Raw genomic sequence first — 23,778 nt, 5'->3', positions numbered from 1 at the left:
CAGGGTAAGGATAGATGGACACACAGGAAGAGATCAGAAAACACATTTGTATTCAGTGTGATAACGAAGCGCTTAAGGGCAGCGATTTCTGCGAAGCGTGTGAGACCAAAGAATTTAAGAAAATTGGTGGCTGGTTGTATCTCCCCGCGCTGGGGCTGCTCGTGGCGTTAGTGTTGAGTATTTTTGCCATTAACAATACCGCGCGTGCCCTGCTTGAATTCAGCAGTAGCTTTACCACCAGTGGGCTTGCGGTCATTTACTTTGAGCTTTTTGGGTTTATCGGGCAATTCCTGCTCGTTATTTATGTGGGCAGTCTCTTTCTGCGCAAAAAGCGCCAGTTACCGGTTACTTACATCATTTTTCTTCTTTACGGCGTGGTGTTTGTGGGCGTGGATTTGTGGCTGGCGAACGCGCTGATGAACCTTCCATTTGGCTATGACGATGCACGCTCCCTCATTCGCGCGATCGTGGCTTGCTGTATCTGGATACCCTATTTCCGGATGTCTGAACGTGTAAAACGGACTTTTGTGCATTAATCAAAAAAACCGGATGCGGCATCAATGCCTTATCCGGTTATAGCCCGGGTACGCGAAGCGCACCCGGGACCAAATGCCGAACTTACGCGTCCGGGAACTCACGCATAAGACGTTCTACATCATCCACCATGTGCTCATTGCCAACGAAGAACGGGCGGCGTTGGTGCAGACTTTGCGGCACGATATCCAGAATACGGTTTTTACCGTCACTCGCTTTACCGCCAGCTTGTTCCGCCAGGAACGCCATCGGGTTGCACTCATACAGCAAACGCAGTTTTCCTTCCGGGTGGCTCGCGGTGCTCGGGTAGAGGTAGATCCCACCTTTGAGCAGGTTACGATGGAAATCCGCCACCAGTGAGCCGATATAGCGCGTGGTGTACGGGCGCTGAGTGGACTTATCTTCTTCCTGACAGAACTTGAGATACTTCTTCACGCCCAGCGGGAATTTGATGTAGTTGCCTTCGTTGATGGAGTACGTGGTTCCTTTTTCCGGGAAGCGCATACGCTCCTGGCACAGGCAGAACACACCCAGGGACGGGTCATAGGTGAAGGCATGTACGCCACAGCCGGTGGTGTAGACCAGCATAGTGGACGAGCCGTAAACCACATAACCCGCGGCAACCTGCTTATTGCCAGGCTGCAGGAAATCTTCTTCGGTGACAGGTGTGCCTACCGGCGTAACACGGCGGTAGATAGAGAAGATGGTACCGACAGAAACGTTAACATCGATGTTGCTGGAGCCGTCCAGTGGATCCATGAGCACAACATATTTCGCGTGTTCGCAGCCTTCGAAAACGACGATTTCGTCCTCTTCCTCAGAGGCAATACCCGCGACAATATCGCGCGCACGCAGCGCGGCTTTCAGTTTTTCATTGGCAAACAGGTCGAGTTTTTGTTGCACCTCACCCTGGACGTTCTCGGCGCCACTGGCACCCAGGATATCAACCAGACCCGCTTTGTTGATATCTCGATGGATGATTTTGGCACCCAGTTTTATTGCCGAGAGCAGTGCAGTCAGCTCACCGGTAGCATGGGAAAATTCATGCTGCTTTTCGACAATAAATTCACCTAACGTTTTCATACCCTGTCCCTACATTTTATATGGAGTAATGTGACTGCAACAATATTAACAAAGATTCAAATGTTAGCGCACAGGTGAATCGCGCCAGCACAATACGGATTATCCTTAAATGCATTTCCGTCGTGTGAGACAAGAGGGTAAAATGTGCGCCGTAGATAAGAAGGATAGAGACGAATGCGCATTCATATTTTGGGGATTTGTGGCACCTTCATGGGTGGGCTGGCGCTGCTGGCGCGCTCACTGGGTCATGAGGTAACGGGTTCGGACGCCAATGTGTATCCGCCGATGAGCACCCTGCTCGAGAAGCAAGGCATTGAACTTATTCAGGGTTACGACGCCAGTCAGCTTGATAACGCGCCGGACCTGGTCATCATTGGCAATGCCATGACGCGCGGGAACCCGTGTGTTGAGGCGGTGCTGGAAAAAAACATTCCGTATGTTTCAGGCCCGCAATGGCTGCATGACTTTGTGTTGCGTGACCGTTGGGTGCTGGCAGTGGCGGGCACACACGGCAAAACGACCACGGCAGGCATGGCGACCTGGATTCTGGAAGCCTGCGGTTATAAACCTGGATTTGTCATTGGCGGCGTGCCGGGCAACTTCGAGGTGTCTGCTCGCTTAGGGGAAAGCCCGTTTTTTGTCATCGAAGCCGATGAATATGACTGCGCGTTTTTCGATAAGCGTTCGAAATTCGTCCATTACTGCCCGCGTACGCTGATCCTCAATAACCTTGAGTTCGATCATGCGGACATTTTCGACGATCTGAAAGCGATCCAGAAACAGTTCCACCACCTGGTGCGTATCGTACCGGGGCAGGGCAAGATCATCTGGCCTGAAAGCGACATCAACCTGAAACAGACGATGGCGATGGGTTGCTGGAGCGAGCAGGAGCTGGTGGGCGAACAGGGACACTGGCAGGCAAAAAAACTGACCACCGATGCCTCTGAATGGGAAGTGCTGCTGGACGGTGAATCTGTCGGACAGGTGAAGTGGGGTCTGGTCGGCGAACACAATATGCATAACGGTCTGATGGCGATTGCCGCTGCCCGTCATGTGGGGGTTGCGCCAGCCGATGCTGCCGATGCGTTGGGCTCGTTCGTGAACGCCCGTCGCCGCCTTGAACTGCGCGGTGAAGCCTATGGCGTCAAGGTGTATGACGATTTCGCGCATCACCCGACGGCGATTCTGGCGACGCTGGCTGCACTGCGCAGCAAAGTGGGGGGAACGGCGCGCATTATTGCGGTGCTGGAGCCGCGCTCAAACACCATGAAAATGGGCATCTGCAAGGACGATCTGGCGCCTTCTCTGGGGCGTGCCGATGAAGTCTTCCTGTTGCAGCCTCAGCATATTCCGTGGCAAGTGGCGGAAGTGGCTGACGCGTGCGTGGTCCCTGCGCACTGGAGTGGCGATGTCGACGCGCTGGCAGAGATGATCCTCAAAACCGCGCTGCCTGGCGATCACATTCTGGTGATGAGTAATGGCGGGTTCGGCGGCATCCATCAAAAACTGCTGGACGGGCTGGCGAAAAAAGCCGAAGCGGTCGCAGAGTAATTTACCGGCCCCTCTCCCGTTGGAGAGGGGGTATTCGGTGCGAGTATTTCAAAATCATTCCAAAAAAAATGTATCAATACGCAGGGCTCTCCGTGCGGTGATACTTTTTATATCATTCATTATCTTTGTTAATTAGACTATTATTTTTATACCGCCAGGGCTTATGCGTGCCATAAAACTATGACGGGTATTATCTTGAATTCACTATCTTTATTTATAGCCAGTTCGCAGAGATGCTGAAAAATTCAATCCCGACATCGCTGTGTGCCGCATGGCTACGGGTGCTCTTTTTGCCGCTCTAACTTAAGTGAAACACCAGTTCGGATTTTACGAATTGCGCTCAAAGAGGCTTGTTTCATACACTGTTCTTCCGTGATGCAAAGCGCGTTTCCATTGACGCTGAATGAATATTCAGCTCATTCATGCTAATGTTGATATTATTGAAATTTTAGTTTTATAAGAGTATTTTGCATGTCTAAACATCAAACACAGCTTTCTTTACTGCAGGACGATATACGCAGCCGTTACGACTCGCTCAGCAAACGCTTAAAGCAGGTCGCCCAGTATATTCTCGATAACAGCAACAGCGTCGCCTTTGATACGGTGGCATCCATTGCCCAGCACGCCGACGTTCCTCCCTCGACATTAATTCGTTTCGCCAATGCATTTGGTTTCAGCGGATTTAACGAGATGAAACAGGTATTCCGGCAGCATCTGATGGAAGAGACGGTGAGCTACACTGAGCGCGCCAAACTGTTCCGCCAGAAAAACGTGGAAGAAGGCGAACCGACGCCCGAAAAACCCGGCGAAATCCTTAAGTTATTCTCCATGGTCAATGCGCAGGTTCTGCAGCAGCTTCCTGTGCAAATTAAAAATGAGCAATTGGATGTCGCCGTGGAGCTGCTTAAGAACGCGGAAAATATATATGTGATTGGCCTGCGTCGCTCGTTCAGCGTGGCCAGCTATCTGACGTATGCGTTGCGCCATCTTGAGCGTCGTGCGTTCCTGATTGACGGGTTGGGTGGGATGTTCTCCGAGCAGCTCAGCATGGTCAGCCCGAATGATGTTGTGATCGCGATTAGCTACTCGCCTTATGCGCAGGAAGTGGTAGAACTGGTTGAACTTGGCGCAAAACGCGGCGCTAACCATATCGCGATTACCGATAGCCAGGTTAGCCCACTGGCGGCATTCAGCGAAGTCTGTTTTGTGGTGCGTGAAGCGCAGGTGGATGGTTTCCGTTCCCAGGTGGCGTCAATGTGCCTGGCACAAACTCTGGCCGTTTCTCTGGCATTATCCGTGGAATAATACCTGGCGATTACCAGCAGGGAATATACAGAATGTCGTTAACGGGCAAGTAAGTATATGACCTGGGTAAAATAAAAAAATTACCGATGATCGATTTTCATCGATCATCGGTTAGCGTTACGTCTTAATCAGAATAACGTTCAGCTTGGATTTGCGGCTGCTGTTTGCCACGTTTTGCCAGTACCACGGCTTCCATTTTTTCCAGCGATACGCCTTTGGTTTCCGGCAGGTAACGACTGATAAAGAAGTAGCTAAAGGTACAGCAGGCGGCGAATATCCACATCGGGAAAGCGCCGTGGAAGTTAGACAGCAACCAGGGATTCTCGTTAATCATCGGGAAGAACTGCGAGACCACGAAGTTTGCCATCCACATAAAGCCCACGGAAATACTCATCCCCTGAGAACGCATTCTGTTCGGGAATATTTCAGAAATCAGTACCCATGCGCCCACGCCCCATGACAGCGCGTAGAAGATCATAAAGAACAGCATGCCGAACAGAGCGAAATAGCCCGTTGCCTGTGTGTACAGCGCCCAGGACGTTAATAGCAGACCGACAATACTGCCGATGGTGCCTTTACGCATCAGCGACAGACGGCCCATTTTATCCATGATCATCGCGCCAATGACGGAGCCAATAAGCTGGATAACACCAATCCAGATCGTCTGGAACAGCGCTTCTTGTGCACTGCCGGTGACATCTTTCAGGACGATAGGCGCGTAGTACATCATGACGTTAACGCCGGTCACCTGCTGGAGCATGGCGATCATACAACCCAGAATCAAAATGAAGCGGACGTTGCCATCGCGCAGGTTCAGTTTCTGCCGGGCGGCATTCTGGTCGCTGCGCAGAGATTCTTTAATATCATTCAGAAGATGTTTGGCATGTTCGGTGTTCGAAATACGCGTCAGGATCGCTAAGGTTTCCTGTTCGCGACCGACCATCATGGTCCAGCGTGGGGATTCAGGAATCACTAACACCAGAATACAAAACATGATGCAGGGAATAATCCCGGCGGCGAACATATAGCGCCAGCCCATTTCAATCAGCCAGCTTTCGGCCGCAATGGTGGCGATTTTATAATTAACGTAAAAGATTAATATTTGCCCGAACACGATGGCAAACTGCTGCATACTCAGCGCACGACCACGCATATTTTTCGGTGACACCTCAGACATATACATCGGCGATACCGTTGCGGCCAGGCCAACGGCCAGACCACCGATAATACGATAAACCACGAAGTGACCGAAGGTATGGGCCAGCGATGTGCCGACAGCGGAAACGGTAAATAGCAGTGCGGAAAGAATTAACGATTTTTTACGACCAAAGCGTTTAGATAAGTAACCTGCCGAGAAAGAACCAACGACGCAACCAACAACCACACAGGAAACAGCCCAACCGGTTTCCGCCGCAGATAGGTGGAAATAAGCGGTGAGTGAACCAATGGCACCTGATATGACGGCTGTGTCATAACCAAAGAGTATCCCGCCGAGTGCGGCTATGGCGCAGATACGTAATATATAGCCTGTGTTGTAACGACCATCTGATGGGGACATAGGTAGATTATCTCCAGAATTGTATTCATTTACATGCACTTATGCATAGAGCAGATAAATGAATTCATCTTATGTCGGTCAAAATTAGCCGACGTTTTTTATGAGAATTCTCGGTTCACAACCTATGTTTTAATTCCAAAACGATCAATAATGAAATTTATGTTTTGTTATTGTTGTCACATTTCATATTTTGTAATCTTGGTGTTTTGCCGTTTTCCCTTGCGCTTAGTTTATTCCATTATCGTTTTATCTCATTGTTTTTAAGCATTATAATAATTTAACCCTCCACCATGAGCCTGTTTAGTAATCCTGGGTCTTTTTTGGCTTATTCTTGGGAGATTGTGTTTTCGTGATCTCTTGCATGGAATTTTTTTTCTATAAAATGGGAAAATAGGATGAAAAATTTCATGTTAGATGTTTGAAACAGGCAAGGGAGAAGGTATGAGTCAGAAAAGTAAGTACAATTCAGCCTATGTATATACGCTTTGTTGCATCGCGGCACTCGCCGGGCTGATGTTCGGGTATTCAACCGCAGTAATTACCGGGGTGGTATTACCCCTGCAAAAATTTTATCAACTCACCCCTACGGAAACCGGTTGGGCGGTTTCCAGTATTGTTATCGGTTGTATTGTCGGCGCGCTGTGCGGTGGCAAAATCGCCGACAAGCTGGGACGCAAAACGGCGCTGCTGATTATCGCCACTATCTTTATCGTCTCTTCGCTCGGGGCCGCGTTCAGCGAGTCCTTCGCGATCTTCTCTGTCTCAAGGATCATCTGTGGCTTCGCCGTCGGGATGGCCGGGACGGCATCAACGATGTACATGGGCGAGCTGGCTCCGGCGGAAATCAGAGGCAAAGCGCTGGGGATCTATAATATTGTGGTGGTGTCCGGCCAGGTGCTGGTCTTCATCATTAACTACCTGATTGCAAAAGGCATGACGGAAGATCTGCTGGTTTCTCAGGGCTGGAAAACGATGCTCTATGTACAGGTCATTCCGTCCGTGGCTATGCTGGTGATCACCTTGTTCTTACCGGAATCTCCCGCCTGGTGCGCGCGTAATAATAAACGCGAAGAGAGTTCGCTGCAGGTGCTGGCGAAGGTCTACCACGGTCTTTCCGCTGCGGAAGTGCGGGCCATTTTCGAGACGATGAAGGAAAACCGCGCGGCGAAAGCCGACACGGCCACGAGTGAGAAAGTGAACCTGGGTCAGTCTCCGGTTCTGAAATACATTCTGGTGGTGGGCTGCTGCATTGCGGTTCTGCAGCAATTTACCGGCGTAAACGTCATGAACTATTACGCACCGCTGGTACTGCAAAATGCCAGTACCGAAGTAGTGATGTTCCAGACGATCTTCATCGCCGTTTGTAACATGGTAGGAAGCTTTATCGGCATGATCCTGTTTGACCGCTATGGCCGCATCCCGATTATGAAAATCGGCACTATTGGCTCCATCATTGGCCTGCTTATCGCCTCATATGGTTTGTATACCCATGATACGGGCTACATCACCATCTTCGGGATCCTGTTTTTTATGCTGCTCTTCGCTATTAGCTGGAGCGTCGGAGCATGGGTGCTGATTTCCGAAGTCTTCCCGGAAAAAATCAAAGGCTTTGGTATGGGTCTGGCGGTCAGCCTGATGTGGATTGCCAACTTCCTGATTTCGCTTTTGTTCCCGGTTGTGAACGACAATGGCTGGCTACAGGCGCAGTTCGGCGGTGCCTTCTCGATGTGGGTGTTCGTGGCCTTCAACCTGGTGTGCTACTTCTTCATTGCTCGTTACGTGCCGGAAACAAAAGGCGTGCCGCTCAATGAGATCGAAGCCCTGGCGGCCACTAAACTCCAGTCACTGCAGGGTAAGAACCATAATGTGACGGCCTGACCCTAATTTCTTGTACCATCGCGCTGTACTCAGCCGCTGCACAGGCAGCGGCTTTGCTGTTTCTGTCGTTTGCCTGGCCAGGACGACAACAAAAAAAGCCGGTCCCATGGGGCCGGCAGAGTAAGTAACGCAATGTTATTATTATCGGTGTTGCAGTCCTAAACGGTCGAAGCTTCTCGTGGGTAGTCTGGCGAATTAATCCAGGCGTGATCCACTTCCCAGGTAAACTGCCACTTGCGGTCCGGGCCTGCCATCACGTTCAGATAGTAGTTGTCATAACCGGCAATGGTGGCAACAGGGTGGTAGCCCCTCGGTACTTTCACCACGTCGCGATCGTATACCGCCATACACTCATCGAGGCTGCGGTCATCGGTATAGACGCGCTGCAGGCAGAAGCCCTGCGGCGGATCGAAACGGTGGTAGTAGGTCTCTTCCAGGTAGGTCTCTTTTCCCGCCACGGCGGTGTCGTGCTTGTGCGCAGGCCAGGAGCTGGTGTCACCTTCACGGGTATACACTTCCACAACCAGCAGGCTATCCGCCGGTTTGTTATCAGGGAGAATGTTGTGCACCAGGCGTTGGTTACGGCCTTTACCACGGTGCTCCACGCCGACATCGTCAGGCGAAATCAGGCGTACGGGTAGATCTCCAAACCCCGGTGCGCTGCAAACGGCCAGTTCAAGATCGGTCTCTGCAATCACCTGAGCGCAGGTATGGTGCGGCACGTACACTGACCAGGCCGGTGTTCGTTCAAACGGACTCATGCGCTGACCAATACGATAGAAATGGCTTTCAGCGGCTTTCACGCTTGCCAGACCGGCGACCAGCACCAGGCAGCGTTCGAACTTGTCGGATGGCAGTTCAATGGATTCGCCCGCTTTGAGTCGCCAGACATCAAAGCCGACATATTCCCACCCCGCATTCTGCGGGGTGATGTGCTGAATTTTGCTCGTTTCGACGGAATATTTACTCAGCAAGTTGGCCATAATTCCCTCCTCGTCTTACTGTGCGTTAGCCGAGTGTTGGCATACTGAACTCAGAAACAATCTGCTGACCGTTCGGCCAGCGAGTGGTGACAGTTTTCATACGGGTATAGAAGCGCACGCCGTCTGGTCCGTGGACGTTGAGTGCACCAAATACTGAACGTTTCCAGCCGCCGAACGAGTGGAACGCCACCGGAACTGGCACCGGAATATTCACCCCAACCATACCGGCTTCAACGTTCTGCACGAAATCACGCGCGTAGTGACCGTTGGTGGTGAAAATCACGCTGCCGTTGCCAAACTCGTGTGAATTGACGGTGCGGATCGCACTGGCATAATCCGCAACACGCACGATCCCCAGAACAGGTCCGAAGATCTCTTCACGCCAGATGGTCATATCGGTGGTGACGTTATCGAACAGCGTACCACCGACGTAGAAGCCATCAGGATGACCTGGAACACGATAATTGCGACCATCGATAAGCAGTTTTGCGCCTTCGCTTGCGCCTTTATCGATATAGCTGATTACTTTTTGCTGATGCGCGCGTGATACCACCGGGCCCATTTCATTTTCTTGCTCGCCGCGCAGGTTCCCCGGGCCGATACGCAGTGCGTTAATCAGCGGGGTCAGGCGGGCAATCAGTCTGTCGGCGGTATCATCGCCAACGGCAACCACAACCGGCAGCGCCATGCAGCGTTCCCCGGCAGAACCGTAGGCACCGCCCATGATGGCATTGACCGTGGCGTCGATATCAGCGTCCGGCATGACGATGGCATGGTTTTTCGCCGCGCCAAAAGCCTGCACGCGTTTGCCGTGTGCGCTGGCCGTGGCGTAGATATGCTGCGCCACGCCGGAGGAACCTACAAAGCTGACGGCCTGAATGCGCGGATCGCTGGTCAACAGGCTGGCCGTCTCATTACCACAATGCACCACGTTGAACACGCCATCCGGCAGACCGGCTTCTTTCAGTAATTCCGCAATGCGCAGTGAGGCTGACGGCACCGGGGCGGGCGGTTTAAGGATAAAAGTATTGCCGCAGGCCAGCGCGATAGGGAACATCCACATCGGCACCATCGCCGGGAAGTTAAACGGCGTGATCCCGGCAACCACCCCCAGCGGCTGCATGAGCGAATAGCTATCAACGCCGGAACCGACCGTGGAGGAGTACTCACCTTTGCTCAGGTGCGGGATCCCACACGCAAACTCCACCACTTCCATCCCGCGGGTCAATTCGCCCAGTGCGTCCGACCACACCTTGCCATGTTCACTCACAATGAGTTCGGCCAGTTCGTCGCGATGTTGTTCCAGCAATCCATTGAATTTGAAGAGAATACGTGCGCGACGTAACGGCGCCGTTTTACTCCACGCTGGAAACGCGTCCTGCGCGCAGCCGATGGCATCAAGCATTTCCTGATGTGTACTCTGCGTGACCTCGCGAATGATTTCACCGGTCGCGGGGTTAGTGACGGGCAGGGTTTTACCGCTGCGGCTCAGACACGTTTTACCATTGATAAAATTACCGACTATTTCCATCTCTATGTACCTTCTGAACGAGAGCTTGAGCCTGTTGAGGACCAGGAGTGGCCGCAGCCAGGCGAAAACATATGCAACATCAATGTAATTTTTTGGATTAAAAATTTCAAATCTAATTTTATGGAATTTTGATTTGATTTTTGAAAAAGGTATGAAAAAGAGATTTGATAACAGAATCCCCTCAATGAAATCACTTAATGTATTGAATTTAAATATTTTTAATTTACAGTACAACTGGGAGAGGAGATTTTCGTCTTCTGAATTTGGAAAGAATTATGATCTGTATAGCATTTTTATTTCATTTTAAGTGATATAAAAATTCAAGAAGCAGTCAGGTAGTAAATGTGTAGCGGAACGTTGGGGAACCGACATGGATGGCCCCCAACAGAGCCCGTGATGAGGTCAGAGACTGCGTCCACCGCCTTGCGCTAACTCAGCGTCGGGGCGGGCTAAAGATTGCATCGTGATGTCAGCCAGGAGAAGTAAGTCATGCGTTTGTGCTTCTGTCCGTTGGAACGTGAAAACAAAACCTTGCCGCAATTGGTTTATGTCAGTCAGGTGAGTGAAAGCGATGGGCCCTTTGTCCGATTTATGCACATGCATCCGCAAACCGTCGAGCTCATCCTCATCACCGAAGGGGAAGGGGAATACTTCATTGGCGATAGGATCTATCCTGTGCGCAAAGGCGATCTGGTTATTTACAACAGCCAGGTAGTACATGATGAGTATCTGGAAAGCGGGCGGCCGATAGGGACAATTTGCTGTGGTATCAATCATATCGATTGTCCTGGGCTGCGGGAAAATGCGTTGATTCCGGACGACCTGGTCCCTGTTATTCCGCTTTATCACCATTACGAAACCGTGATGAAAATCATGAGTTCCATTTTTACTATCATAAACCAGCGTGCGGTCGATGGCCCGGCAATGGCGCAGCTTATGACTCGCGCATTGTTGAAGTACATTGAGGGCAATGTGTTGATGCGCTCGGACAGTGAATTTATCCAGCGTAACGAGAATTTACTGGATTCGATAAAAAGCTATATCGATCTTAACTTCTACGAACCGATTCGTCTCGATACGCTGGCATTAAAATTCAACGTGAGTCCTTACTTTGTCTCCCATGAATTTAAAAGGCGCTATGGCTATTCGCCGATGGACTATCTTATTAAGCGCCGTTTGGGTGAAGCCCAGTCGTTGTTAACGACGGATGAAGGCGGCCGCGAGAAAATAACCTCGATTGCCTATCGGGTTGGCTTTAGCAATCTTAGCCACTTCCAGAACTACTTTAAAAACAAAGTGGGAAAAACACCGGGGCAATACAGAAAAGATTATCGAAAAGCAAATTATCTGTTTTTCGAAGGATAGTGAATAAACATTCCATTTTAAAACGACTGCCTTTGCAGTCGTTTTTTTTACTATTTTTTGACCAGGAAAACGCATAAAAATACAAGTTCATGTATGACGCAAGAATCATTAAAAACAGCCGGTGAAACTGTGATCATTGACACTTTTTGTCCCACCGCTGACCACCAGAAACATAAAGTTTTTCCACCCTGAAAACGTACTATGTCGCTATGCCAGAGGTTACCGCCCGGCGGTCTAAATAATTTTCATTAAGCAGGAGCCAGCAACATGTACAGTATGAAAAATAACATCAAATGGGGGATCGCGCCGATTGGATGGCGTAATGACGATATCCCTGAAATTGGTAAAGAAAATACCTACAAACAGATCCTGAGTGATGCTTGCCTTGCAGGTTTTGCTGGTACCGAAGTCGGCGGGTGCTATCCACAAGATCCTGAAGAACTGAACACCGAGTTGGCGCTGCGCGGCATGGAAATCCCGGGGCAGTGGTTCTCCTCTTTTATTATCCGTGATGGTATTGAGGCGGCGAAAAAAGCCTTTGAGCAACATTGTGCATGGCTGGAAAAAGTGCATGCCTATGTTGCGGTTGTCTCTGAACAGACCTACAGCGTACAGGGCATTATTGATAAATGTGTTTATACCCAGAAACCGTATTTCAGCGACAGTGAATGGAACTTACTGTGCGAAGGGCTGAATGAACTGGGAAAAATCGCCAATAAGCATAACCTTAAACTGGCTTTCCATCACCATATGGGTACCGGCATTCAAACGCTGCCGGAAGTTGACCGCCTGATGGAAAATACCAATCCCGAATTCGTTCATCTGTTATTTGATACCGGCCACATTTATGTTTCCGATGGCGATGTCATGCCGCTGGTGAAAAAACATTTCAACCGAATTAAGCATGTGCATTTTAAAGATGTGCGTGAAGATAAATTAAGAGAGTGCCGTCTGGCACGGAAATCATTCCTTAATTCATTTCTTGACGGTGTCTTTACCGTTCCGGGCGATGGAAATATTGATTTCAAAACCGTATTAGCCTTCCTGGTTCAGCATCAATATAGCGGCTGGATTGTCGTAGAAGCCGAACAGGATCCTAAAAAATACAACCCATTAGAATATGCGCTGAAAGGCTCTAAGCATATTAATGAGTTACTTAAAGATTATCTCTGAACTTTGATAAAAGGAAAACGATCATGACTTTAAAAGCAGGTATTGTGGGTATTGGCGCAATCGGTTCTGACCATTTACGTCGTCTGGCTAACACCGTTTCCGGTGTCGAAGTTGTCGCTGTGTGCGATATCGTTGAAGGCCGTGCTCAGGCTGCCCTTGATAAATTCGCCATTCAGGCGAAAGATTACAAAGACTATCACGATCTGGTGAATGACAAAGAGGTTGAGGTCGTGGTGATCACGGCGTCTAACGGTGCGCATGCTGATATCGCCGTTGCCGCGCTGAACGCAAAAAAATATGTCTTCTGTGAAAAACCGCTGGCCGTCACCGCAGCTGACTGTCTGCGCGTTATCGAAGCAGAACAGAAAAATGGCAAACGTATGGTGCAGGTCGGCTTTATGCGCCGTTACGACAAAGGCTATGTACAGCTCAAAAACATCATCGACAGCGGCGAAATCGGCCAGCCGTTGATGGTCCATGGCCGTCACTACAACGCCAGCACCGTACCAGAGTACAAAACTCCGCAGGCTATCTACGAAACGCTGATTCATGAAATCGACGTGATGCACTGGCTGCTCGACGAAGACTACAAAACCGTTAAGGTTTACTTCCCGCGTCAGTCCAGCCTGGTGACCACCCTGCGCGACCCGCAATTGGTGGTTATGGAAACCACGTCTGGCATCAATATCGTGGTGGAAGTGTTCGTCAACTGCCAGTATGGCTACGACATTCACTGTGATGTTTCGGGTGAAAAAGGCATGGCAGAACTGCCGACCGTGGCCAGCGCGGCGGTACGTAAAGGCGCGAAATACAGCACTGACATCCTGGTGGACTGGAAACAACGCTTTATCGAAGCATACGACATCGAGTTCCAGGACTTCTTCGACCGCCTGAACGCAGGCCAGGCACCGGCAGGCCCGAACTCATGGGATGGCTACCTGGCAGCGGTGACCGCCGATGCGTGTGTTAAATCACAGGAATCTGGCGAAACCGAGTTTGTTGAATTGCCAGCGAAACCTGCGTTCTACAAGTAATCCTCCCCTTAAAGATGGGCTTCGGCCCATCTTTTCTCTTTTTACCTGAGATTTTCCCTATGAAAGGCAGACTGATTTCCACCGATCCGCGCCATAAGCGCTTCCTTGTTGAAGAGCCTGTGTCCTTCTCTGACCGCGATGCCGGTTGTGCTGAACTGATCAAAGTCTTTCCGCGCCATACGCTGCAAAGCATCGACGGCTTCGGCGGTAGCTTCACGGAAGGGGCTGGCATGGTCTACAACAGCATGAGCGAGAAGACGAAAACGCAATTTCTGCATGAATACTTTTCGCCGCAAGAGCATGGCTACACGATGGCGCGTATGCCGATTCAGAGCTGTGATTTCTCGTTGAGCAACTACGCCTATGTTGAATCGGCGGAGGATTTGCAGCAGGGGAATCTCTCTTTTGAACGCGATGAAGCCAACCTGATTCCGCTGATTTCTGCCGCTCTGCGCGTGAACCCGCAGATGACGTTGATGGCGTCGCCGTGGAGCCCGCCGGGTTTCATGAAAACCAACAACGATATGAACGGCGGCGGCAAGCTGCGTCGAGAATATTACGGCGACTGGGCCAACATCATTGGGCAGTATCTGCTGGCCTATCGCAACCACGGTATTGAGGTGAAATGCCTGTCGGTACAGAACGAACCTGTGGCGGTTAAAACCTGGGATTCCTGCCTGTACAGTCTGGAAGAAGAGACGGAATTCGCTGTCAAATACCTGCGTCCAATGCTGGCCCGCTACGGGATGCCCGATACCGAAATTTATATCTGGGATCACGACAAAGACGGGCTGGTCGATTGGGCGGAACGGGCCTTTGCCAGTGACGAAAATTACGAAGGCATCAACGGTCTGGCGTTTCACTGGTATACCGGCGACCACTTCACCCAGCTGCAGTTTATTTCTCAGTGCCTGCCGGATAAAAAATTACTCTTCTCCGAAGGCTGCGTCCCGATGGAGCACGACGGCGAAAGCCAACTGCGTCACTGGCACACCTATCTGCACGATATGATCGGCAACTTTAAAGCGGGCTGTACCGGGTTTATTGACTGGAACCTGCTGCTCGATAGCAAAGGCGGGCCGAACCATCAGGGCAATCTGTGTGAAGCGCCGATTCAGTACGACAAAGAAAGTGACGCGTTGCGCCACAACTTCTCCTGGTACGGGATTGGCCACTTCTGCCGCTTTGTGCGTCCCGGCGCGAAAGTGATGCTCTCCTCAAGCTTCGACGCCAGCCTGGAAGAGGTAGGATTTGTGAACCCGGACGGCGAGCGGGTACTGGTGGTGTATAACCGCGAAACCAACGCGCGAAGCTGCCGCGTGGTGGATGGCGACAAAGAGTATCGCCTGACGTTATCAGGCCATGGCGCGGCAACGCTTATCTGGCGGCAATGAAGGAGGGGCCATGAAACTGGGGTTTAATGAAGCAACCTGCATGCGTAATTCAACGCTGGCGCAGGATATCGTGCTCGCTGAAACGTACGGCTATGACTATATCGAACTGCGGCTCGATATGCTGAAAGCCTGGTTGCGTGAACATTCGCTGGACGAACTTGCCGAATTCTTTGCAGCCAGCCGCCTCAAGCCGTGGGGCTATAACTCGCTTGAAGATATCACGTTCTGCGATACAGAAGGCTGGAAAGAGAAGCAAGCAGAGCTGGCATTTGCCTGTAAAGCCTCTGCGGCGGTAGGCGGTGACTGTCTGGTGGTGGTGCCGACCATTAAAGCCGGGCAACGCTGGACAACGCGGGCAACGGTGAAAGACTCGGTGAAACGGCTGCGCGAAATGGCGGATGTTGCCGGTGAGCAAGGGATGCGGCTGGCCTTCGAGCCGATTGGCTCCGCCGAGTGCTGCGTACGCAGTCTTGATCTGGCAATGGAGATCGTTGATACCGTGGCCTGTAAAAATGTCGGGCTGGTGGTTGATGCGTTTAATCTCTATCTCCACGATCAGTGGCGCGATCTTTCAACGCTGCGCCAGATCCCGGTAGAGAAGATCTTTGTCTATCACATTGATGATGCGGACGATCTTCCGCTGTCGATGCTCGAGCACTGCCACCGTTTGCTGCCTGGGAATGGGGTGATTCCGCTGCATGGCATTACCCGTGAACTGGTGGCGATGGGCTATGACGGTATCTGTTCGCTCGAGTTGTTCAACCCCGGTTACTGGCAAATGATGGCGGAAGACGTATTCAGCATTGGGGCGCAAAAAACACGCCCCTATCTGCTGCCTTAAACCTGGCGCAGTAACCCTCTGAGGATCGCCGCACCCAGCAATGCGCTGGCTGCGGCGATCAGAAAGACGTGCTGATAGCCCATCCATGGTGTCAGCATGCCTGCCAGTGGCCCCGTCAGGCCATAGGCCAGATCCTGAAACGCCGACCAGGTGCCCAGCGCGGTACCGCGGATCTCCGGCGAAACCCGGCGTACCACTTCCACCCCCAACGATGGAAACATCAGTGAGCACCCGCACCCGGTTATCGCCGCGCCGATAAGCGCCACCGTTGGGGTGGGCGCTCCCCAGAGCAACAGCAGGCCGGTGCCTTCAATCAGCAGCGAACAGGTAGCCACGCGGACACCGCCGTAGCGGTCGGGGAAATGGGCAAAGAAGAGCCGGACCAGGATAAAGGCTCCGCCGAACAGGGTCATGGCGAACCCGGCGTAGTACCACCCCTTTTCGTTAAAATAGAGCACGGCAAAGGCGCTGAGCGAGGCAAAGCCAATCCCCTGTAATACCAGGCCCATGCCCGGTCGCCAGACCTGACGAAAAACAAGACGCATTGAGGCGCGAGCGCGCACCTCCGGGGCATTTCCCGGTAATCCCTGGGTGAGCAGAAAGCTGCACAGCGGCAGAAATAGAGTAATGGTTGCCAGCACGGACAGGTTGTAATGGGTATAGAGCATCAGCCCAAGCGGTGCGCCTGTCGCCAGCGCACCGTAGGTGGCCATCCCGTTCCACGAAATCACTTTCCCCGCACTGGGTGCACCGGCAAGCCACATGCCCCAGGTCAGGTTTCCGGTCAGGATAAAACTCTCACCAAGACCGAGCAGCACACGTCCAGCAATCAGCAGGCTCCAGGCGAAAATGGGCAGTTCAGCCCCCTGCGCGCTGGCCAGCATAAAGATACCGGATGTGGCGCAGCAGACCTGGCCCATAATCACCGTCTGGCGCCCACCGAAGGCATCGGCTTTTCTCCCGGCCAGACCGCGGCTAAAAAGGGTGGCAATAAACTGGCTGCCGACCGCAATGCCGATCATCAGGTCATTGAGCCCAAGCTGCTGCTGAACGTAAAGCGGAAGGGTGGCCAGAGGAAGGCCGATCGTCAGATAAGAGAGAAACATGGCGGCGCTGATACGCAGCAGTGCAGATGCCGGGGTATTCACGCTGCTCATCGCTGGGCTTGTATTCATAACTCGCATCTCAAAAAAAAGTGCCCCTGCCGCCGGAAAGGCAACAAGAGCACGGGGGAGGTGAGGGAACTTAGTGCGCCGGGCGGTATTCTCTCCAGAAGCCAATCAGCGCCAGGTACTTCTCTTTCACCGCATCAATAAGTTGGCTGTCATTGTAGTTGCCTGCCAGCCACTGACGGGACGGTTCACCAAAGATGGTACGGCCGACGGCGAAGCCTTTCACCCAAGGGGCATCGGCTGCGGCGGCGAAACCGGCTTTCAGTTCGCTTTCCGGCGCATCCAGACCGAGGATTAAAATGCCACGGCATTCCGGGTCGAAATATTCGATGTGCTGGCTGATAGTGCGCCAGTTTTCCGGGCGCAGCGGCGGCAGTTTCCACCAGTCCGGCTGGATACCCAACTGGTAAAAATGCTCCACGATCTGCACGTAGTGGCGCTCATCCTGATCGGCGTTGTCGCGTGGCAGGATCACTTCCAGCAGTAGGTCGTGCCCGGATTTACAGCAGGCACGATAGACTTCATCAATCAGCGCTTCTTGTTCCTCACGCACCGATTGCGCGTCGTCCGGATGGTAGAACACCAGGCATTTCACCACGTGCTCCAGCGGCCAGTCGATCAGCTGAGAGCCGATGTTGCCATGCTCAAGGCGCAATGGATATGAGCCGGGCATTTCAATCGGCCGACCAATCCACCACCCTTGCCCCGTGACATCGTTGAGGACGTTTTGCCCGAAGGTCGAGTCGGCAAGAATGCCGCTGTTATTTCTCAGACCAGCTTCCTGTGCCGCTTCGCGCGCACCCTGCAACAGCAGCTTTTTCAACTGCGGGATACGGGCAACCTCGCAACCCACTTCGTGAGCGATATCCACCAGTTGCTTACGGTGGTCGAAGGCGAAGACGCACAGCTCCTGCCATTGTTGTTTACGGGTCGTGGCACGGTGCAGGTGATTCAAGCGGACATCCTGATCCGGTCGCGGCACGGATTGCTCGCGTTGAAGGTAGTCATCCAGCTCTTGCTTCGTCGGCATCGCCGGTGCGCAGCCGTGGCGTGAGACAACCAGTGCCCCGCAGGCATTCGCGTAACGACATGCCTGCTCCCAGCTTTCGTCATTCAGCCAGCCTCGCAGCAGACCGGACATAAACGCATCGCCTGCGCCGAGCACGTTCAGCACTTCAACACGCACGCCGCTGTTCAATTTCACCTGCGACCAGTCATCGGCGATTTTGCCTTCAAAGACGGAACAACCCTGAGCGCCACGTTTACACACCAGCACGGCGTTGGTCAGATCACGTACGCGTTTCAGTGCCTGCAGGGTGTCGGTGCTGCCGCCCGCAATGTGAAACTCTTCTTCTGTACCGACAATCAGGTCAAAATGATGCAGTACCTCCTGGAGTTGCTGGGTCACCTGCTCAGAGGCGATGAAACGCGTTTCACCGTCGCCAAGCGAGGTCAGCCCCCACAGCACCGGGCGATAATCGATATCCAACGCACGCCGTAAACCATGTTTTGCGGCATAGTCCAGCGCCTTAAGTACCGCAGCACGCGTGTTAGGATGCGAAAGGTGTGTGCCCGTGATTGCCAGTGCGCGGGAAGAGGCGAGATAGCTTTCGCTGATGTCCTCTGGCGTCAGCGCCATGTCTGCACAGTTGTCGCGGTAAAAAATCAGTGGAAAGGTATCCTGATCTTTGATCCCGAGGATTACCAGCGCCGTCAGACGCTCATGATCGGTTTTCAGACATTCGGTATCCACACCGACGCGATTTAACTCCTCGCGAATAAAACGCCCCATATGTTCATCGCCGACGCGCGCCAGCATCCCGGAGCGCAGTCCTTGAATCGCCGTACCGTAAGCCACGTTGCCAGACGACCCGCCCAGATATTTGGAGAAGGTCGTCATATCTTCCAGCCGTGATCCAATTTGTTGACCATACAGATCGACGGCAACTCGCCCCAGACAGATTACGTCCAGCGTTTTTTGTTCACCCGTTATTGCTTTGCCCATTGACATATCCTCGTCAGGAGATGATGTGATTTTCGGCTCATACTAAGGTTTGATGATTTCATTTTCAACAATAATGAAAATTTCATTTTCTTTTTTGTTTTGAACTTGATCACAAAAATCAGTGCTTTCATGGCTTGCTGGCAACAAGGTTATCGCGTTAAAAATACTATAAGAATATGATTTAAAGGAGTAATAGTCTTTGAAATGAAAAGTGGAAGGAAAATTTCGCATTTTTGCAAAAACAGTGCATGAAGCCGAAATTTTTTAAATTTGATCTTCTTCCCACAAATGGAATATAAATTCCATATAATCATTGTCACGGAAATTTTGATTCTGATTACGCGTCTTTTTTTAATGTGGGGCTGATGCGTGCATAAGCATGCCAGCCAGACGGCCGATAAAAGCAGGTGGGGTACATGAAAACTATCAGGTTGACCATGGCGCAGGCTCTGGTGCGCTTTCTTGACAATCAGTACATCGACGTAGACGGGCAGGAAATCAAATTCGTCAAAGGGATATTCGCTATCTTTGGCCATGGTAATGTCGTCGGCTTAGGGCAAGCACTTGAAGAGGACTGCGGCCAACTGAGCGTGCATCAGGGGCGCAATGAGCAGGGGATGGCACATGTTGCCACCGGCTTCGCCCGCCAAAAACTGCGCCAGCAGATCTATGCCTGTACCTCGTCCGTAGGGCCGGGTGCGGCGAATATGATCACGGCGGCGGCAACGGCAACGGCTAACCGCATTCCTTTATTACTGCTTCCCGGCGATGTCTACGCCACGCGCCAGCCCGACCCGGTGCTACAGCAGGTTGAGCAGGAGCACGATCTTAGCCTGAGTACCAACGACGCATTTCGTGCGGTAAGCCGTTACTGGGACCGTATCACACGCCCGGAACAGCTGATGACCGCCTGCATTAGCGCCATGCGTGTGCTGACTGATCCGGCAGATACCGGAGCTGTTACGATCTGCCTACCGCAGGATGTTCAGGGTGAAGCCTGGGATTACCCGGACTATTTCTTCAAACGTCGCGTTTATCGCCTGGAGCGCCATGCGCCAACGGCGGCGATGCTGGCCGAAGCCGTAGAGGTGATTCGCCACCACAAACGTCCACTGGTTATCTGCGGCGGTGGGGTGAAATATTCACAGGCCGAAGCGGCGCTGCTCGATTTTGCGCAGCGTTTTGGCCTGCCAATTGCGGAAACCCAGGCCGGGAAAGGGGCGTTAAGCTCGGAGTTGGCGCTGAATGTGGGCGGTATCGGTGAAACCGGCTCGCTGGCGGCGAACCTGCTGGCGAAAGAGACCGATCTGGTGATTGGCGTGGGAACGCGTTACACCGACTTTACCACTTCCTCGAAATGGATTTTCCAGAACCCGGACGTGCATTATCTCAACATTAATATCAGCCGTTTCGATGCCTTCAAGCTCGATGGTGTGCAGGTGCAGGCCGACGCCCGTGAAGCGCTGACCCAGTTGAGCGAACGCTTAGGGAAAACGGGCTACAGCAGCGCATGGGGTGATGCTATCGCCTCGGCGCAGGCGCGGTATAAAGCCGAAGTGGAACGCGTCTATGCCATTGAATACACAGGCAACAATTTCCAGCCTGAAATTGACGACCATCTCGATACTCGCAAAGTGTATGCCGAGTTCCAGGAGATCACCCGCTCCTGCCTGACACAAACCCGCGTGCTGGGCGTGCTGAACCGCACGTTGCCGGAAAACGCGCTGATCGTGGCGGCGGCCGGGAGTTTACCTGGCGACCTGCAGCGTGTCTGGCAGAGCCGTGGAAACAACGATTACCACGTGGAGTATGGCTACTCCTGTATGGGATATGAAGTGAATGCGGCGCTGGGAGCGAAACTCGCACAGCCGGAACGGGATGTTTACTGTTTCGTGGGCGATGGCTCTTTCATGATGCTTCATTCAGAGCTGGTCACGTCGGTGCAGATGGGCAAAAAGATCACGATTATTCTGCTCGATAACATGACCAACGGCTGTATCAACAATCTGCAGATGGAACACGGGATGAACAGCTTCTTTACCGAGTTTCGTTTCCATCAACAGGAAAGCGGGCAGCAGGAAGGGGGGTTAATTCCGGTCGATTTCGCCCGCATTGCCGAAGGCTATGGCTGCAAGAGCTACCGTGTGACCACCCTGGAAGCGCTGCAGGACGCGCTGGAAGATGCGCAGCGCCAGACCGTTACCACGTTGATTGATATTAAGGTTCTGCCCAAAACGATGGTGCACAAATACCTGAGCTGGTGGCGCGTTGGTGGTGCTCAGGTGTCGCGCAGTGAGCGCGTGCAGGAAGTGGCCCGTATGTTGGACGAACGCATTGGTGAAGCGCGGAAATACTGATTGTTCCCGTCAGAGGCGCGCCAGTCAGGGCGCCTTTTACCGCCTGAATATTCTCCCTCCCGATATTCATCAAAATCAGCCTGGAGCCTGTGATACGTATCACTAAAAGGCAGGCTTTTTTCATCAAGATAGTAAAAGCTTATTTATAGCCCAGGCGCTAAATTGTGCTCATGATTTAAACATCTTCTATTAATTCAGGTCGCACCCTGGGGGATATAATGAATATTGAAATAAGCCGATTTTGTATTAACCGTAAAATTGCACCGAATTTATCCATTGAGCGCTTTTTTAGTCTGGTACAGCGTCTTGGATTAAATAAAGTCGAATTACGTAATGATATGCCGGGTGGGAAAGTAACGGATAACTTAAGCCATGCTCAGGTTGCTGATCTGGCGGATAAATACGGTTTGGAAATTTTGACCATCAATGCCGTATATCCCTTTAACCAGCTTAATGATGAGGTCCTGAAAAAAACACAGGGGCTATTATGTGATGCAAAGGGTGTTGGTGCGAAAGCGCTGGTGCTTTGTCCGCTGAACGATGGTACGCCGGTGGCGGACGGTGTCACGCTGAATGCCATTAAAGAACTCAGCGTACTGTTCGCCGATTACGGTATACAGGGCTATGTTGAGCCGCTGGGTTTCCCCATCAGTTCTCTGCGTTCTGCCATTCATACTCAGCAGCTTATCCGTGAGGCGAAGTCGCCATTTAAGCTGATGCTGGACACTTTCCACCATCATCTTTACGAGAATGCTGAAAAAGAGTTTTCGCAAGATATCGATATTTCCGCCATCGGTCTTGTGCATCTTTCCGGGGTTGAGGATAAACGTCCGACTGCCACTCTGACCGATGAAGAACGCATTATGTTGAGCGACAAAGACGTGATGGAAAATTACCGCCAGGTTAAACGTCTGGAAGAGATGGGATATCGCGGTAACTATTCCTTTGAACCTTTCTCATCAACATTAGCCGCGTGGAATGAAGCGGAAATTGAAAAGCAAATTAACCACAGTATTGCCCTGTTATTGAAATAATCCCGTTGGGTGAGTGTTTTTCGGCATCAATATTTATCTTTTGGTTTTTTTCGAGGTTAACTATGAAAATCGCTTTTGATGTGGATGTAATCAAACATTTGCCGATCACGCAAATGGTCCGCCAGGTTTCTGAGTGGGGATATAAATATATAGAACAGTCTCCTCATCCACGTATTAACCCATTTTATAAACACCCGAAAGCAGGCCGTGAAACGATCAAAGAATACAAAAATGCGCTGCGGACGTATGGTGTGGAGCTCTCCTCGTTCATCGTGGTGTATCGCTGGTCTGGCCCGGATGAAGAGCGCCGCTGTGCCGCGGTAACGAACTGGAAACGGATGATCGAAATTGCAGTTGAAATGGGTGTACAAGTCATCAATACCGAGCTTTCCGGTACGCCGGACGAACCTGAGATTTGCGAAGAGATGTGGTATCGCTCAATGGAAGAGCTGCTGCCGATTATCGAACGTGAAGGCATTCGCGTCGAAATCCAGTCCCATCCCTGGGATTTCTGTGAACTTAACGATGAAACGATCGATATGGTGCAGTCGCTGCGCAGCGACAATGTGACCTATTTGTACAGCGCACCGCATAGTTTCTTTTACGACAAAGGCGTGGGTGATGTAGCGCGAATGCTCAACTATGCGGGTCAGGATCTGTCGCACGTGCTGCTGGCTGACACACACAACCATACGCTGCCGTGCCGCTACATCATGAACCCGCCTGGCGTGAACGCGACCATTCACCAGCATATCGGGCTGGGTGAAGGGGAGGTCGATTTCGACAGCCTGTTCAGCACGCTGCGTGAAATGGATTTTGCGAACCGTGAGTTTAAGGTTGGTGGTGAGTCGATTATCACGACCTCATTGTTTGGCTATCCGGAAAAAATGAATGTGCAGGCGGTGGAAACACGTGAACGTATTGAGCGGGAGCTGCTGAAACGCTAGCTGCACGATGAAGTATGCAGGAAACCGCGCCAT

Annotated in this window: 18 protein-coding genes; 12 read left to right on the top strand and 6 right to left on the bottom strand. The window is 51.8% G+C overall.

The window, feature by feature from the left end; all coding sequences use genetic code 11:
* Positions 1–14: 14 nt before the first annotated feature.
* Positions 15–536, top strand: a complete 522-nt coding sequence (locus ABIB59_RS20305; RefSeq protein ID WP_125125456.1) for a DUF2569 domain-containing protein — start codon at positions 15–17, stop codon at positions 534–536.
* 82 nt (positions 537–618) lie between these two features.
* Here the strand turns inward: ABIB59_RS20305 and fbp are convergent, their stop codons facing one another.
* Entirely contained in the window at positions 619–1,617 is a 999-nt protein-coding gene (gene fbp / locus ABIB59_RS20300) for a class 1 fructose-bisphosphatase (protein WP_039077757.1), read from the bottom strand.
* Positions 1,618–1,791: 174 nt separating this feature from the next.
* Between fbp and mpl the strand changes: the two genes are divergently transcribed.
* Positions 1,792–3,168, top strand: coding sequence for a UDP-N-acetylmuramate:L-alanyl-gamma-D-glutamyl-meso-diaminopimelate ligase (mpl, locus tag ABIB59_RS20295; protein ID WP_039077756.1), 1,377 nt, complete (start codon positions 1,792–1,794; stop codon positions 3,166–3,168).
* 471 nt (positions 3,169–3,639) lie between these two features.
* Positions 3,640–4,473: a myo-inositol utilization transcriptional regulator IolR gene (gene iolR, locus ABIB59_RS20290; RefSeq protein WP_354036801.1), complete on the top strand. Its 834-nt coding sequence runs from the start codon at positions 3,640–3,642 to the stop codon at positions 4,471–4,473.
* 124 nt (positions 4,474–4,597) lie between these two features.
* On the opposite strand, the gene iolT1 is transcribed toward iolR, so the two are convergent.
* Positions 4,598–6,031, bottom strand: coding sequence for a myo-inositol import MFS transporter IolT1 (gene iolT1 / locus ABIB59_RS20285; protein ID WP_354036799.1), 1,434 nt, complete (start codon positions 6,029–6,031; stop codon positions 4,598–4,600).
* A gap of 441 nt (positions 6,032–6,472) precedes the next feature.
* Here iolT1 and ABIB59_RS20280 point away from each other — a divergent pair, with 441 nt between their 5' ends.
* Positions 6,473–7,909, top strand: a complete 1,437-nt coding sequence (locus ABIB59_RS20280; RefSeq protein WP_354036797.1) for a sugar porter family MFS transporter — start codon at positions 6,473–6,475, stop codon at positions 7,907–7,909.
* A 158-nt stretch (positions 7,910–8,067) separates the two neighbouring features.
* On the opposite strand, the gene iolB is transcribed toward ABIB59_RS20280, so the two are convergent.
* Positions 8,068–8,892, bottom strand: a complete 825-nt coding sequence (iolB, locus tag ABIB59_RS20275) for a 5-deoxy-glucuronate isomerase (RefSeq protein WP_354036795.1) — start codon at positions 8,890–8,892, stop codon at positions 8,068–8,070.
* 25 nt (positions 8,893–8,917) lie between these two features.
* On the bottom strand, positions 8,918–10,423 hold the full coding sequence (locus ABIB59_RS20270; RefSeq protein WP_354036793.1) for a CoA-acylating methylmalonate-semialdehyde dehydrogenase: 1,506 nt from the start codon (positions 10,421–10,423) through the stop codon (positions 8,918–8,920).
* A 540-nt stretch (positions 10,424–10,963) separates the two neighbouring features.
* On the opposite strand from ABIB59_RS20270, the gene reiD reads away from it, so the two are divergent.
* The 5 genes from reiD to ABIB59_RS20245 all read left to right on the top strand — a co-directional run bounded on the left by reiD (position 10,964) and on the right by ABIB59_RS20245 (position 16,230).
* Positions 10,964–11,788, top strand: a complete 825-nt coding sequence (gene reiD, locus ABIB59_RS20265) for a myo-inositol utilization transcriptional regulator ReiD (protein WP_354036928.1) — start codon at positions 10,964–10,966, stop codon at positions 11,786–11,788.
* A 267-nt stretch (positions 11,789–12,055) separates the two neighbouring features.
* Positions 12,056–12,961, top strand: coding sequence for a myo-inosose-2 dehydratase (gene iolE / locus ABIB59_RS20260; protein WP_354036792.1), 906 nt, complete (start codon positions 12,056–12,058; stop codon positions 12,959–12,961).
* 23 nt (positions 12,962–12,984) lie between these two features.
* On the top strand, positions 12,985–13,995 hold the full coding sequence (gene iolG1 / locus ABIB59_RS20255) for an inositol 2-dehydrogenase IolG1 (protein WP_354036790.1): 1,011 nt from the start codon (positions 12,985–12,987) through the stop codon (positions 13,993–13,995).
* 59 nt (positions 13,996–14,054) lie between these two features.
* A complete protein-coding gene (locus ABIB59_RS20250) occupies positions 14,055–15,389 on the top strand; it encodes a glycoside hydrolase family 30 protein (RefSeq protein WP_354036788.1) in 1,335 nt (444 codons plus the stop codon).
* Between the two features lie 10 nt (positions 15,390–15,399).
* On the top strand, positions 15,400–16,230 hold the full coding sequence (locus tag ABIB59_RS20245; RefSeq protein WP_354036786.1) for a sugar phosphate isomerase/epimerase family protein: 831 nt from the start codon (positions 15,400–15,402) through the stop codon (positions 16,228–16,230).
* On the opposite strand, the gene ABIB59_RS20240 is transcribed toward ABIB59_RS20245, so the two are convergent.
* Positions 16,227–17,414 carry an MFS transporter gene (locus ABIB59_RS20240; RefSeq protein ID WP_354036784.1) on the bottom strand — a complete coding sequence of 396 codons (1,188 nt, stop codon included), beginning with the start codon at positions 17,412–17,414 and terminating at the stop codon, positions 16,227–16,229. The genes ABIB59_RS20245 and ABIB59_RS20240 overlap by 4 nt on opposite strands.
* Before the next feature lie 61 nt (positions 17,415–17,475).
* Positions 17,476–19,413, bottom strand: coding sequence for a bifunctional 5-dehydro-2-deoxygluconokinase/5-dehydro-2-deoxyphosphogluconate aldolase (locus ABIB59_RS20235; protein ID WP_354036782.1), 1,938 nt, complete (start codon positions 19,411–19,413; stop codon positions 17,476–17,478).
* 410 nt (positions 19,414–19,823) lie between these two features.
* Here ABIB59_RS20235 and iolD point away from each other — a divergent pair, with 410 nt between their 5' ends.
* The 3 genes from iolD (at position 19,824) to iolH (ending at position 23,745) form a co-directional block, all read left to right on the top strand.
* Positions 19,824–21,764 carry a 3D-(3,5/4)-trihydroxycyclohexane-1,2-dione acylhydrolase (decyclizing) gene (iolD, locus tag ABIB59_RS20230; protein ID WP_354036780.1) on the top strand — a complete coding sequence of 647 codons (1,941 nt, stop codon included), beginning with the start codon at positions 19,824–19,826 and terminating at the stop codon, positions 21,762–21,764.
* A gap of 218 nt (positions 21,765–21,982) precedes the next feature.
* The gene (locus ABIB59_RS20225) at positions 21,983–22,798 is read left to right on the top strand and encodes a TIM barrel protein (RefSeq protein WP_354036778.1); all 816 of its coding nucleotides are present in this window, start codon (positions 21,983–21,985) and stop codon (positions 22,796–22,798) included.
* A 62-nt stretch (positions 22,799–22,860) separates the two neighbouring features.
* A complete protein-coding gene (iolH, locus tag ABIB59_RS20220; protein WP_354036776.1) occupies positions 22,861–23,745 on the top strand; it encodes a sugar phosphate isomerase/epimerase IolH in 885 nt (294 codons plus the stop codon).
* The last annotated feature ends 33 nt before the right edge of the window (positions 23,746–23,778 follow it).

Origin of the sequence: Citrobacter sp. UYEF32 (genome assembly GCF_040546205.1) — a bacterium.
GTDB lineage: Bacteria > Pseudomonadota > Gammaproteobacteria > Enterobacterales > Enterobacteriaceae > Phytobacter > Phytobacter diazotrophicus.
The sequence above is the reverse complement of the archived record's forward strand: the minus strand, read 5'-3'. Positions and strand labels throughout refer to the sequence as shown.